Source organism: Streptococcus sp. 29887, from assembly GCF_032595075.1.
GTDB classification, from domain to species: Bacteria; Bacillota; Bacilli; order Lactobacillales; family Streptococcaceae; genus Streptococcus; species Streptococcus iners.
This window is the reverse complement of record NZ_CP118735.1, coordinates 1,277,435-1,292,420: the sequence shown is the minus strand read 5'-3', so window position 1 is coordinate 1,292,420 and position 14,986 is coordinate 1,277,435. Positions and strand designations below refer to the sequence as shown.

The window sequence follows — 14,986 nt, the reverse complement described above, 5'->3', positions numbered from 1 at the left end:
ATTCTGAAAATTTTTGCAAAATCTATCAATTCCTTATGTTAGAAAATATAACATTCCAAGTCATTAAATTGTGAGAAAATTTAATGTTTTTTTGAGAAGATGTCTAGTGTTCCATTGATTAAACTTGTGTTACAATAGTTTTATGAACGATTTAATCAAGCACAAGTTGGAGTTACTGCCGGACAGTCCGGGTTGTTACCTCCACAAAAACAAGTACGGTAAGATTATCTATGTGGGCAAGGCCAAAAACCTGCGAAATCGGGTTCGGTCTTATTTTCGTGGTGCCCATGATACCAAGACAGAGGCCTTAGTATCTGAAATTGCCGATTTTGAATTTATCGTGACAGATTCCAATATCGAGGCTCTCTTGTTGGAAATCAATCTCATTCAGGAAAACAAACCACGCTACAATATCATGCTCAAGGACGACAAGTCCTATCCTTTCATCAAGATTACAAAGGAACGTCATCCAAGGCTAATCATTACACGGCAGATTAAGAAGGATGGCGGGCAGTATTTTGGTCCCTATCCCGATGTGGGTGCGGCCAATCAAACCCTCAAACTGCTAGAACGGCTCTATCCTTTCCGTAAGTGTAAAATCCCTGAGAACAAGTACTGTCTTTATTATCATTTGGGGCAATGTTTGGCTCATGGGGAAAACCTGCCTAGCCTGTCTGACTATGATAAGATGGCCAAAGAAGTTGCTCAATTCCTGACTGGTCATGATGATAAGATTGTCAAGGAAGTCCAGGACAAGATGAAAGTAGCAGCTGGCAATCTGGAATTTGAAAAGGCTGCGGAATACCGAGATGTCCTCCAATCCATTTCAACCCTGCGGACCAAGCAGCGTGTGATGGCCCATGACTTGCAGAATCGAGATGTCTTTGGCTACTATGTAGATAAGGGCTGGATGTGTGTGCAGGTTTTCTTTGTTCGTCAGGGAAAACTAATTGAGCGGAATGTCAATCTCTTTCCCTACTATAATGATGCGGACGAAGACTTTTTGACCTACATCGGTCAGTTTTACAGGGACCAGCAGCATTTAATTCCATCTGAAGTGTTGATACCGCAGGATATTGACCAAGAAGCCGTAGAAGCTCTGGTGGCGACCAAGGTGCTTAAACCCCAGCGTGGTGAGAAGAAGCAACTCATAGCTCTGGCCACCAAGAATGCCCGTGTCAGTCTGGAGCAGAAGTTTAATCTCCTGGAGAAAAATCTGAAGAAGACCTATGGTGCAGTCGAGAATATCGGTCAGCTTTTGGGAATTCCGACGCCTGTGCGGATTGAGGCCTTTGACAACTCCAACATCATGGGGACCAGTCCTGTGTCGGCCATGGTGGTTTTTGAAAATGGGGTACCTAATAAAAAAGAATACCGCAAGTACAAGATTAAGACGGTTGAGGGGCCGGATGATTACGCCTCTATGCGTGAAGTGTTGCAACGCCGTTATAGTCGGGTCTTGCGAGATGGTTTGACAGCACCTGATTTGATTATCATTGACGGTGGTCAAGGTCAGGTAAATGTCGCCAAACAGGTCATCGAGCAGGAGCTAGGCATGTCCATTCCTATTGCAGGTTTGCAGAAGAATGACAAGCACCAGACCCACGAGTTGCTTTTTGGAAATCCCTTAGAGGTGGTTGAACTGCCCCGTAATTCTCAGGAATTTTTCCTTCTTCATCGAATTCAAGATGAAGTGCACCGCTTTGCCATTGAGTTTCATCGTCAGGTTCGGTCAAAAAATTCCTTCTCATCTAAATTGGATAGCATAGAGGGTCTGGGACCAAAACGCAAACAGGCTTTGATGAAGCATTTCAAGTCCATTGGCAATATCCAGTCAGCCAGTCTGCAGGAAATCGCAGAAGCTGGTCTACCTTATAAGGTGGCGGAGAAGGTGAAGGAAACTTTATCAGATAGAGATGAGAATTGAAAAAATGGTTCAATTATGGTAAAATAAAACGATATTGCAAAATAAGGAGAAAGCCATGGCTTTTGGAGAAGTAAAACATAAGAAAACATTTTTTGAAAAGGTGACAATTATCATCGTTATTGTGATGGTGCTAGTAACCTTGGCTGGTTTGATTTTACCAGCTATCAATGCATTGATGAATTAAGAACCTGTACACACTTCAGCACTTCTATAGTAAGGTTAGCTTTCAGTTCCTCATTGTTAGTTTTTTTCAAAATACAACTGTATTTCCCTAAAAACTGCTTTGTTTAACTTGAAAAGAATTCTTATATTTGAATTTTGCTTGTGATACAGATTATAAAACGCTTCTAAGCGTTTTTTTCTAGGAAAGAATAGGTAAATTATGAGTATGTTTTTAGATACAGCCAAGATTACGGTCAAGGCTGGTAAGGGTGGCGATGGCATGGTGGCCTTCCGCCGTGAGAAGTATGTACCCAATGGCGGTCCTTGGGGTGGTGACGGTGGTCGTGGTGGTAATGTGGTCTTTGTCGTGGATGAGGGCTTGCGCACCTTGATGGACTTCCGTTACAACCGTCGTTTTAAGGCTGACGATGGCGAAAAAGGCATGACCAAGGGAATGCATGGGCGTGGCGCAGAAGATATGTTGGTCCGTGTTCCTCAGGGAACTACTGTACGCGATGCGGAAACTGGTAAGGTTATTACTGACTTGGTGGAGCATGGCCAAGAATTTATCATTGCCCATGGCGGACGTGGTGGTCGTGGAAATATCCGTTTTGCGACACCTAAAAATCCTGCACCAGAAATTTCTGAAAATGGGGAGCCAGGTGAAGAACGCCAATTGGAATTAGAATTGAAAGTTCTTGCTGATGTTGGGCTTGTTGGTTTTCCATCGGTTGGTAAATCAACCCTGCTCAGCGTGATTACGGCAGCCAAGCCAAAAATTGGTGCCTATCACTTTACAACTATTGTTCCAAACTTGGGAATGGTTCGGACTAAATCTGGAGAATCTTTTGCAGTTGCAGACTTGCCAGGTTTGATTGAAGGAGCTAGCCAAGGTGTTGGACTTGGAACCCAATTCCTTCGTCACATCGAGCGGACACGGGTTATCTTGCATGTCTTAGATATGTCAGCAAGTGAAGGGCGCGATCCTTATGAGGATTATGTAGCCATTAACAATGAATTGGAAACCTATAATCTTCGACTAATGGAACGTCCGCAGATTATCGTTGCTAACAAGATGGATATGCCAGAAGCAGCTGAAAATCTGAAGGAATTCAAGAAAAAATTAGCAGCTAACTATGATGAATTTGATGAACTGCCACAGATTTTCCCAATTTCTGGTATTGCCCACCAAGGTTTGGAAAATCTCTTAGAAGCGACAGCCGAATTGCTTGAGAAAACACCAGAATTCTTGCTCTATGATGAATCTGATTTCCAAGAAGAAGAGGCTTACTATGGCTTCAACCCAGATGAACCAGAATTTGATATCAGCCGTTCAGATGATGCCAGCTGGATTCTATCTGGTGATAAGCTAGAAAAACTCTTTACTATGACCAACTTTGACCGTGACGAATCAGTTATGAAATTTGCCCGCCAGTTGCGTGGCATGGGTGTCGATGAAGCCCTCCGCGCACGTGGAGCAAAAGACGGCGACACCGTTCGCATCGGCAAGTTCGAATTCGAGTTTGTGGATTAGTGAAAAAGTCCAGTGGACTTTTTCAGCTGGTCGCCTTGAAATACGAAAGCGACCATGTCCGGGGGATAGTTTTAACCCGAGCCAAGAAATTCAAAAGCGAGGTAACCAACCTTACTAATTCCGTACAGGCAGTAACATCGACTGCCTGTACTCCATGTCGTAACGTTGGAACTACCTCTAAGTTCTAAAGGACTTGATGTAGTACGGTAGCCGCTATGGCGGTCTACTTACCAACCTTACTAATTCCGTTCAGGGAGTAATAACGACTGCCTGTACTCCATGTCGTAACGTTGGAACTACCTCTAAGTCCTAAAGGACTTGATGTAGTACGGTAGCCGCTATGGCGGACTACCTACCAACCTTACTAATTCCGTACAGGCAGTAGTATCGACTGCCTGTACTCCATGTCGTAACACTTCCGATAAGTTGGCATGGATTTAACTGGGGAACTCGAAGGCGAGGTAGTCTTGGAATAGGGTGTTTCAGCTGCTTGCTTTAAACTTGGACGAGTAAAAAATAAGTAATGATAGAAATTTGGAGGTGTCTATGGGTGATAAACCGATATCCTTCAAGGATAAGGATGGAAATTTCGTTTCTGCAGCAGATGTTTGGAATGCTGAGAAATTGGAAGAACTTTTTAACACGCTCAATCCCAATCGTAAATTGCGCTTGGAAAGAGAGCGTATAGCTAAAGAGAAAGAAAATGAGTAAACTTGACCTGTTAGTTTTCAAATAACTAGCAGGTTTTTGGTATTGAATTTTAAAAATGTTAGTGAATGTGCTATAATATAATTAGGGAAAATGCTCTGTTTTTCGAATATATCATACGAGGTTATATCTCAATCAATAGAATATGGAGAAAAATATGAGCAAAAAAAGACATCCTATCAACCCAATGATGGACATTGCAGCTAAAAAAGTGTTTAGCGATCCAGAGGTAACCACAGATTTCATTGAGGCATTTCTAGGTTTCAGACCAAAAGAGGTCAAAATTATGAATGGAACCCTAGCTGATTTGAAGAAAGAGCAAGATGGCTACTTCACTACGACCGTTGATGTGCTTGCTTCCTTAGAAGATGATACTCAAGTGGTGATTGAAATCCAAGTCGCCTACCAAAGAGGCTTTTTGAAACGATTGTGGACCTATATTTGCCAACACCTGGTCGCAAACCTGCCCAATGTTCGACAAAAAGTTGCCAAAACCCATAAGATGTATGATAAAATTCAACCTGTCTATGCTATCGCCGTAGTTGCAACCAACTACTTTAAAGATGAAAAACCAGTCCGTTCATTTATTATTACGGATTCAGAAACAGGTCAGGTCTTGCAGTTTCCATTTGGTAAACAAGAACAAGCGAGAAAGCCCTTCGAGATGGTCATTGTAGAACTGAAGAAACTAAAATTAGGAGAAATGGATAGGAAACAACAGCTTTGGATGGAATTCTTCTCTAACAAAGAATTTAGCTTAAAACAAACCAGTGCTATCCAAAGGGCAGAGTATCTTTTGGATGTGAATAATTGGACACAGGAGGAAAGAACAATGATTGACACATGGAACCGAAATGCCGCTAGTTATTACGAAACTATGCAGGAACGCTTTGAAGAAGGCTATGAGGAGGGTGTTGAAGATGGTTTTGAGAAAGGTGCGGAGCAAAAAACGCAAGAAGTTTTGACTTCTCTTTTTCAAGTTGGCATGTCTGATGATGATATTTCCCTAGTTCTGAAAATCCCTATTGAGCAAGTGAGGCTGTTGCGGAAAGATATTGTCACAGAAGAAGGTCCTGAACAAGGCAACTAATCTTGAAATACTCCACATGCATCACGCCGCTAGTTATTACGAAACCATGTAGGAACGCTTTGAAGAAGGCTATGAGGGGGTGTTGAAGATGGTTTTGAGAAAGGAATAGAGAAAGGCATAGATACCGAAAAAACTAGACACCATCAAACGGATGTAAAAAGCAAATATGTCTGATGACATGATTGCTATTGCAACGGAGTTTACAGTTGAGCAGGTAGCAACTTACCGCAGTCAATTCTAATTAGAGGAAAGTCCTGAACAAAGCTCTAATCTGAATTGATAACCTTAAATAGATAGAGAAATATATGCAACAAAACTTTTTAAGGTATGTACTGACCTTAAAAAGTTAGAAAACAGTATTCGTGAAAGGATTTAGTTGGCTACTGAACGGGAGTAAGAAAGAACTCTATATTTCAAAGATGAGTTCGTCAACAAGTCCTTATTTCCAGTTGTTGAGCTGAAACAGTCTATCCCCAGACTATTTCACTCCACTGGACTGTTAAAGCCAATCAACCACTGCGCTGAGATGTTGACACGAACTCTGAGAAGCGAGGTTGGTCTTGAGCCCAGCCTCTTTTTTTGATGAAAATTGAGTTGCCTTTTGATGCACATGCCGATTGAGAATATCAGGGGATTACGAGAAAATGTAATTTTAGAAGAGGGGACGGAGTAGCATAATCGATTTTCACTGGATTGTAAACGGTTAGGCAAGCATTCAGATCTTGTTGCAGGCTTTTGAGGACAGCATTATACTATATAGTAGAACTCTGTAGATAACAGGGTTCTTATTTTTTCTCCCAAGCATTTAGGTGAAAAATATCAAAAGCATGATAAGAATTTGTGAACAATAGCCCCCATAGTAAGACAAATTCTACCCTTCTTTCCAGTTTCTTACTGTTGATAACCTAGACAATCACTTATCAATTTTTCTCCAAATCATTCAACTACTCTAGCAGTTGGATATGCTCATCCCGTGGAAATGAGCAATTATCTTCATATATAAATGCCACATTCGGGCGCGCCATTTTCCCCTCTTCAGACTTTACACAAAAACATATCAAACAAGCCTGCTAGATGTAATTCTAAATTTCAAATAATTTGGTAACGTTAACAAATTTATTGATGAAAAAAATGTTGAAAAAATTTTATATTTCAAAACTTTTTTCTTGATTTAAAGCAGTTATTATTGTAAAATACAAAAGTTGTTACCGAAGTTTCCATGTTTTCTTACAGAAAATTTGAAAACTTAAGTAATCAATATAATAAAAAAGGGGGAAGTTTTTTCGAATGCAAAAAGCAAAGAAAAAATCATTTGATTGGTACGGAATGAAACAACACTTTTCAATCCGTAAATATCATTTTGGTGCGGCCAGCGTATTGCTTGGTATGTCACTAGCAATGGGTGCTGGTGCGCAAACCGCTAAAGCAGAAACAACCGCTGCATCATCAGAAACGACGACAGCGACTACAACGCTTGTTTCTTCAACAGAAGCAAGTGCAGAAGTAGCACCGTCAACTACAACTGAAACGTCAGCGACAGTTGCGTCAACAGAAGCATCAGCAACGGTAGCTTCAACTGCCACTGAAACATCAGCGACAGAAGCTGCAACGACAACAGAACCATCTACAGAAGTAGCGACAGCAACTGAGCGTACAGCTACTATCAATTACATCGTTAAGTATGTTCTTGAAGATGGCACACTTGTAAATGCAGTAGTGAAATCAACTACAGTTACAACAACAGATGCAAGTGCAAAAACGACTGTTGAAGTAGTAGCAGAATTGCCAGCAGGTTACGAATTGGCGAATGGTCAAGCATCTACAGTATCACAAGAAGTGACTGAAGGGGCTGAAAACCTTGTAGCAGTGAAAGTTGTTAAGAAAGCAACTGCAACAACTTCAACAACGCAAGCACCAGCAACAACTTCAACAACTACTAAAACTGCAGCAGCGCAAACACCTGTTGCTGAAGCTAAAGTAGTTCTTGAGCAAAACATCTCAGAAGCTGAAGTTTTGTCTGATGAAGCTGACCGCCTTGTTGCTACATCTGATAGCGATAATACTGCATTGAAAACAGCGGCTAACGCAACAAAATTAGCAGCGAGTGAAGCAACTAAAGTCTTGAAAGACTCAGTAACAACTCTTGAAAATGTTAATGAACAAATCAATGCAGTTCGTACTAATGTTGAAGCCTTGGCTTTGGAATTGCGTAAATTCTTGGGAACTGAAGATATCCAAGTATCACTTGAAGTTGCAGCAGGTGCATCTATTGGTTCAGGAACAGGGGTATTAGTAGAAGCACAATCAACTAAACCTTCTATGGATGATCCAAACGGAGCAAGTGTTGCCTCAAAAACAGATGGCACAATGACAGGAACGAAGGTTGCAAATTACTACACATTCCACTATGCAGCCCTATCAAGCTGGTATGATGCAGTGCGCCCAGGATTTTATCCATATGGCTTTACACCAGATAAAAAGCCGACACCAGATGAAACTAAGGCAAATCCTTTAAAATATGGTAGGACTGACAGTGCCTATTTCCGTGCTTCAGCAACTGCTGATCCAGCTACCTCACCAATCTTGGTAGAATTAGTTACTAAAGACGGAACGGTCCTAGAATCTAATTATTTGAATGTTGGAGAGTCTGCAAACTTTACGACTTTCCAAGCAACTTCTGGTGTTGATTTGCCTATTGTTGTAAGTTTTGTAGGAGAAACGAAAACGGACTCGACAGCTGGTACTCTATCCTTCCAGTTTGACAATAACACTGTTCAATCAAACGTTCTTGTACCTAGGTTAGTAGAACATCCTACATACTATAGCGTAAAAGATTCTGGCAAGGATCTGGCGACTTATACAATGGTTTCACAGCCTGGACTTGTAAATACTCCATCTGGTGTACGTGAGATTCCAGGTTACAAATTTGTCGAAACGACGACAACAACAAAATCTTATCCAAAATATGCTGCAACAAGTTATGTTGACCAGACGCGTGAGCCATTTGGTTCACCAATTGGTTCGAAGCTAGTTGCCACTCCTGTAGATAAAGATGGTACAGTTACAAAAGACCTTTACTTAATCGATCCAACGTCAACTGCTACTCCAAGTTATACTTTGTTAAGCTCAGATGGTTTCATGAAGTTGATGGAATCTTCAGTCATAGCTCCAGGTGCTACCAATACAAACTTAGTTTTGAATCCAGAGCTTTTGACTAAGTTCAAGGTAATGCAGATTCCAGCTAATACAATTGGTAATCTTGCAGATGATGCAGTTAATACGGGCACAGTCGTAACAGATCCTGCACAGTTTACGCTAGCAAACGGGAACATCTTTGAAATTTTGATGAATCCAAATGCAAAAGAAGGCGAATTGTATGTCTTCCGTGTTCGTGCGTTAGATGCAGCTGGAAGTAGACTTCAAACTCACTGGATTAGAAAGGCTAATTCAGGAGAAAGAGTAGTTGTTCCTCAAAAATTGGAAGAAATAAAAATAAAAGATTGGGATAGGGTGTTACAAGGTCAAGCAGGTGATGCAAATGTAACTCCTTATACTGCAGCAGACGGTAAGACTTACTATCCTATTCTTGATGAATTTGGAAATCCACAAGGTATTCAATTGACCTATGCCGGCTACTTCCAGAACTACACATTAGGTAACTCGCCTGGTACAGTTACTGATACCATTACAACTCATTGGTACACACCAGTTCCACAAGAAGCTATCATCCGCTACCAAGTTCAAGGTGCGACAGACTTCTTGGAAGATTCAGGTACCTTGACAGGTAACCCAGGTACAGATATCACTTACTCAACTGAAGATACCATTAACAAGTATAAGAAATTGGGTTATGACCTTGTATCTGACAACTTCACTACTAAAGCTGGTCAAGATTATGACTACGATGAAACTGTGAAGCAAGAATTCCTTGTTGTCATCAAACCTCGTATCGTTGATATTCCTAAGACTGCTGTACCAGGTGAGCCAGTAGATCCAACAGATCCAAACTCACCAGTATGGCCAGACACTCTTAAAAACTTGGAAGCAACTCAAGAAGTTACTCGTACAGTTGAGTACAAGTATGAAGATGGTACACCAGTTCTTGTAGATGCTGCAGGTAATGTATTGCCAAAAGGTTCAACAGAAGGTACACCACTTGTTAAGACTGAAACTGTAACCTTCACTCGTCCAGCTCAAGTAAACCTTGTAACTGGTGAGATTACTTACGGTGACTGGGTAGCAGATACAACAGATACACTTAAAGGAAATGTTCTTCCAGAAGTTTCAGGCTATACAGCAAGCCGTACAACTCTTGAAGGTGCTGATGCGCCAATGACAGAAACAGTCAAGGATAAGACTGTAACTGCAACTGACGCAGACATCAACGAAGTAGTTTACTACAAAGAAAATCCTAAGTATGGCGATGTTGTTGTGAACTATGTAAACACAGACGGTAAAGTGATTGCCTCTCCTGTTGTTGATACAAACGATGCTCTTGTAGGTACAGAGTACTCTACTGCTGACCGTGTACCAGAGAAAATCGTTGAAGATGGTACTGGCGATGTTTACTACTACAAGGAAATCAAGCCAGAAGATGCAGCTAAAGAAACCGGCACAGTCGTAGAAGGTACTACAGAAGTAACTTACGTCTACGAAAAAGCAGGTAATGTTGTCGTGAACTATACACTTGCTGACGGTACAGTTATTAAGGCACCAGTTAACGATGAAACAAATCAAAAACCAGGTAGTCCATACGATACAAAAGATAACAAACCAGAAACGATTACTACTACAGATGGCAAAGTTTACAAACTTGTTCCAACTGCGACTAAAGGTAACGAAACGGGTGATGTTGAAGCTGGTAAGACACTTGAAGTAACCTACATCTACGAAGAAGTTAAGTCTGACGTCGTTGTAGAATACTACAACACAGCTGGTGAAGTGATTGCAGCAACTGTTGTCGATGAAGATGACAAGTCTGTTGGTACTGTCTACAACACAGATGAAGACAACCGTCCAGAAACTATCACAACAGCAGATGGCACAGTTTACTACTACAAAGAAGTGAAAGACACTTCTGCACCAACAACTGGTAAAGTAGCAGAAACAACAACAACTGTTCAATACGTTTTTGAACAAGCTGGTAACGTTGTTGTTAACTACAAACTCGAAGACGGTACAGTTATCAAGGCACCAGTGAATGATGAAACAAACGCTAAGCCAGGTACTGAGTACAACACAACTGATAACAAACCAACTACTATCACAACAGAAGACGGTAAGACTTATGAGTTGATCCCAACTGCAACAATCGGTAACGAAACTGGTAACGTTGAAGCTGGTAAGACAACAGAAGTAACGTACGTCTACAAAGAAGTGAAAGGTAACGTTATTGTTAACTATGTGGATGAAAATGGTAACCCAATTTCAGGTGTAACTGATGCTGGCAAAGAAACAGCAAGCACAGTAGAAGACACTCCAGAAACATCTACAGGTACTAAGTACGATACAACTGACCTCCGTCCAAACACAATCACTACTGCAGACGGTAAAATCTACAAACTTGTTCCATCTGCAATTCCTTCAAATGAAACAGGTACTGTTACACCAGGTACAACAGAAGTGACCTATGTATACGAATTGGTACAAGGTGATGTCATCGTTCATTACGAAGATAAAGAAGGCAACAAGATTGCGGCGGACGTGACAGATACTCAGATTTCTGATACAGGTACACCATACGACACAACAGATAACAAACCAGAGAAAATCGTCAACGCTACAACTGGTGAAGTTTACTACATCTTGCCTAAGGATGAAGTAAAAGCTGGTTCAGCATCTGAAACTGGTAAGGTTGTAGAAGGTACGACTGAAGTTACTTACGTTTACGAGCCAGCAGGTTCAGTAACCGTTAACTATGTCACAACTGATGGTACAGTGATCAAGTCTCCAGTTAAGGATGAAGAAAACGCTGAACCAGGTAAGACATACTCAACAGAAGACAACAAGCCAGAAACTATTACAACAGAAGATGGTAAGACATACAAACTTGTTCCAAACGCAACTAAAGGCGAAGAGAACGGTACAGTAACTTCTGGTGAAGATAAGCAAGTCACTTACGTTTACGAAGAAGTGAAAGGTAACGTTGTTGTTGAGTACTACAACACTGCAGGTGAGAAGATTGCCGAAGATGTTGAAGATACTCCTGCATCATCAACAGGTACAGCCTACACAACTCTTGATAACAAACCAGCTAAGATCACAGCAGCTGACGGTACAGTTTACTACTACAAAGAAGTGAAAGCTGACTCAGCAGCTGAAACTGGTGACGTTGTTGAAGGTACGACAACAGTTAAGTATGTTTACGAGCCAGCAGGTTCTGTAACAGTTAACTATGTAACAACTGACGGTACAGTAATCAAATCTCCAGTTAAGGATGAAGAGAACGCTGAACCAGGTAAGACATACTCAACTGAAGACAACAAACCTGAAACAATCACAACAGAAGATGGTAAGACATACAAGCTTGTTCCAAACGCAACTACAGGCGAAGAAAACGGAACAATCACTTCTGGTGAAGATAAGCAAGTCACTTACGTTTACGAAGAAGTGAAAGGTTCAGTTGTTGTTAACTACATCGATACAGAAGGTAACGTTATCAAAGCACCTGTAACAGATACTCCATCTAGCTCAACAGGTACAGCTTACGATACAACTGATAACAAACCAACTACTATCACTACAGAAGATGGTACTACTTACGAGCTTGTTCCAGTTCTTACAAAAGGTTCAGAAACAGGTAAGGTTGTAGAAGGTGAAACGGTTGTAACTTATGTTTACCGTAAGGTTGTTGCTCCAACTCCAGACGTGAAGACAGGTTCAGTTGTTATCCGTTATGTTGAAGCAGGTAACGAATCAAACGTTCTGAAAGACCCAGTTCTTGACGAGAACGCAGTTGTAACAGGTACTAAGTACGATACGACTGACGAAGGCGACAAGCCAGCTGAAATCGTGAAAGACGGCGTTCGTTATGTATTGGTTCCATCTAAGACAACTGCTGTAGATCCAAATGGTAACCCAGTTACTGAAACAGGTGAAGTTGCTGAAGGTACAACTGTAGTAACCTACAAGTACCAGAAAGTCGCTAACTGGATCCCACAAATTCCTGCAACACCAGAGAATCCAACTCCAGTTAACCCAGTAATCCCTTATCCATTCGATCCAACTAACCCAGATAAGCCAATTGATCCAACAAGACCTTACCCAGGTGGTGAAGTTCCATCAATTCCACATGTTCCAGGCTTCACACCAGTAGATCCTAAGACAAACGAGCCATTGAAACCGGTTGATCCAACAGATCCAAGCAAGGGTTATGTGCCACCAACTCCAGACGAGTCAGGTATCGACACACCAATCCCTTACGTTCAAAATGGTAACGTTGTGGTGAACTATGTGACAGAAGATGGTACAGTCATTAAGGCACCAGTTCAAGACGAAACAAACGCTCCAGCAGGCAAGTCTTATGACACAACTGATAACAAGCCAACTGAGATTGTTACAGAAGATGGTTCACGTTATGTCTTGATCCCATCTAAGACAGTTGGTTCTGAAACAGGTACAGTTGAAGGTGGTAAGACAACTGAGATCACTTATGTGTATAAGAAAGTCGCTAACTGGATCCCACAAATTCCTGCAACACCAGAGAATCCAACTCCAGTTAACCCAGTAATCCCTTACCCATTCGATCCAACTAACCCAGATAAGCCAATTGATCCAACAACACCTTACCCAGATGGTGAAGTTCCATCAATTCCACATGTTCCAGGCTTCACACCAGTAGATCCTAAGACCAACGAGCCATTGAAACCGGTTGATCCAACAGATCCAAGCAAGGGTTATGTGCCACCAACTCCAGACGAGTCAGGTATCGACACACCAATCCCTTACGTTCAAAATGGTAACGTTGTGGTGAACTATGTGACTGAAGATGGTACAGTCATTAAGGCACCTGTTCAAGATGAAACAAACGCTCCAGCAGGTAAGTCTTATGACACAACTGACAACAAGCCAAACACTATCACTACAGAAGATGGTACAACTTATGAGCTTGTTCGTGTGGAAGGTTCAGAAACTGGTACTGTTGAAGGTGGTAAGACTACTGAAGTAACTTATGTTTACCGTAAAGTAGAAACACCTGCTAAGAAGGTTGTAACAAACCACGTTGACGAAGACGGTAACCCAATTGCACCGCAAGAAGAGGGTACAACACCTAACAAGTCAATCCCAGGATACGAGTTCACAGGTAAGACTGTAACAGATCCAGATGGTAACACAACACACATCTACCGCAAAGTAGAAACACCTGCTAAGAAGGTTGTAACAAACCACGTTGACGAAGACGGTAACCCAATTGCACCGCAAGAAGAAGGTACAACACCTAACAAGTCAATCCCAGGATATGAGTTCACAGGTAAGACTGTAACAGATCCAGACGGTAACACAACTCACATCTACCGTAAAGTAGAAACACCTGCTAAGAAGGTTGTAACAAACCACGTTGACGAAGATGGTAACCCAATTGCACCGCAAGAAGAAGGTACAACACCTAACAAGTCAATCCCAGGATACGAGTTCACAGGTAAGACTGTAACAGATCCAGACGGTAACACAACTCACATCTACCGTAAAGTAGAAACACCTGCTAAGAAGGTTGTAACAAACCACGTTGACGAAGATGGTAACCCAATTGCACCGCAAGAAGAAGGTACAACACCTAACAAGTCAATCCCAGGATACGAGTTCACAGGTAAGACTGTAACAGATCCAGACGGTAACACAACTCATATCTACCGTAAGGTAACTAAGGTTGTGACAAACCACGTTGACGAAGACGGTAACCCAATTGCACCGCAAGAAGAAGGTACAACACCTAACAAGTCAATCCCAGGATACGAGTTCACAGGTAAGACTGTAACGGATGCCGACGGTAACACAACTCATATCTACCGTAAGGTAACTAAGGTTGTGACAAACCACGTTGACGAAGACGGTAACCCAATTGCACCGCAAGAAGAAGGTACAACACCTAACAAGTCAATCCCAGGATACGAGTTCACAGGTAAGACATATACTGATGGTGATGGTAATACATATCATGTTTACCGTAAGGTAAGCAACCCTGTTGCACCAAAACCAGAAACTCCTGCAAGTCCAGCGCCTCAAGCGCCTGCGACACCAAAACCACAGGCTCCTGCAGCTCCAGCTACACCATCAGCTCCAGCAACAACTGCTAAAGCTGGTGCGGCTCAATTGCCAAACACTGGTGAAGCTTCATCATCAGCAGCAGTACTTGGTGCAGGTATGCTTATCGCAGCTCTTGCTCTTGCAGGTAAACGTCGTCGCAACGAAGACTAATAGTTTTAGTAGTAGAAGGATTCCCCCTTTACTATATAAAATGAAGAAATAAGAAAAGTTTGGCTTTTCGGAAAAATGGTCCTTTGGACCATTTTTTTTTTTATTATCCTAAATTTTGCTATACTAGACATAGAATATTTTAAGAAAGTGT

The 14,986-nt window shown here is 41.7% G+C and carries 6 protein-coding genes; all 6 read left to right on the top strand.

The window, feature by feature from the left end; translation table 11 throughout:
* The first annotated feature begins 142 nt into the window (after positions 1-142).
* The 6 genes from uvrC (at position 143) to PW252_RS06345 (ending at position 14,835) form a co-directional block, all read left to right on the top strand.
* On the top strand, positions 143-1,927 hold the full coding sequence (uvrC, locus tag PW252_RS06370; RefSeq protein WP_248049962.1) for an excinuclease ABC subunit UvrC: 1,785 nt from the start codon (positions 143-145) through the stop codon (positions 1,925-1,927).
* A gap of 55 nt (positions 1,928-1,982) precedes the next feature.
* Positions 1,983-2,111: a DUF4044 domain-containing protein gene (locus PW252_RS06365; RefSeq protein ID WP_044759484.1), complete on the top strand. Its 129-nt coding sequence runs from the start codon at positions 1,983-1,985 to the stop codon at positions 2,109-2,111.
* A 198-nt stretch (positions 2,112-2,309) separates the two neighbouring features.
* The gene (gene obgE, locus PW252_RS06360) at positions 2,310-3,623 is read left to right on the top strand and encodes a GTPase ObgE (RefSeq protein ID WP_105117800.1); all 1,314 of its coding nucleotides are present in this window, start codon (positions 2,310-2,312) and stop codon (positions 3,621-3,623) included.
* Positions 3,624-4,169: 546 nt separating this feature from the next.
* Positions 4,170-4,334 carry a hypothetical protein gene (locus PW252_RS06355; protein ID WP_105117801.1) on the top strand — a complete coding sequence of 55 codons (165 nt, stop codon included), beginning with the start codon at positions 4,170-4,172 and terminating at the stop codon, positions 4,332-4,334.
* A 154-nt stretch (positions 4,335-4,488) separates the two neighbouring features.
* On the top strand, positions 4,489-5,421 hold the full coding sequence (locus PW252_RS06350) for an Rpn family recombination-promoting nuclease/putative transposase (protein ID WP_248049964.1): 933 nt from the start codon (positions 4,489-4,491) through the stop codon (positions 5,419-5,421).
* 1,287 nt (positions 5,422-6,708) lie between these two features.
* Positions 6,709-14,835, top strand: coding sequence for a MucBP domain-containing protein (locus tag PW252_RS06345; RefSeq protein ID WP_316716643.1), 8,127 nt, complete (start codon positions 6,709-6,711; stop codon positions 14,833-14,835).
* Positions 14,836-14,986: the final 151 nt, after the last annotated feature.

Coding starts and splice junctions, on each gene's coding strand:
- uvrC (WP_248049962.1), top strand. CDS start 143: ATGAACGATTTAATCAAGCACAAGTTGGAGTTACTGCCGGACAGTCCG.
- PW252_RS06365 (WP_044759484.1), top strand. CDS start 1,983: ATGGCTTTTGGAGAAGTAAAACATAAGAAAACATTTTTTGAAAAGGTG.
- obgE (WP_105117800.1), top strand. CDS start 2,310: ATGAGTATGTTTTTAGATACAGCCAAGATTACGGTCAAGGCTGGTAAG.
- PW252_RS06355 (WP_105117801.1), top strand. CDS start 4,170: ATGGGTGATAAACCGATATCCTTCAAGGATAAGGATGGAAATTTCGTT.
- PW252_RS06350 (WP_248049964.1), top strand. CDS start 4,489: ATGAGCAAAAAAAGACATCCTATCAACCCAATGATGGACATTGCAGCT.
- PW252_RS06345 (WP_316716643.1), top strand. CDS start 6,709: ATGCAAAAAGCAAAGAAAAAATCATTTGATTGGTACGGAATGAAACAA.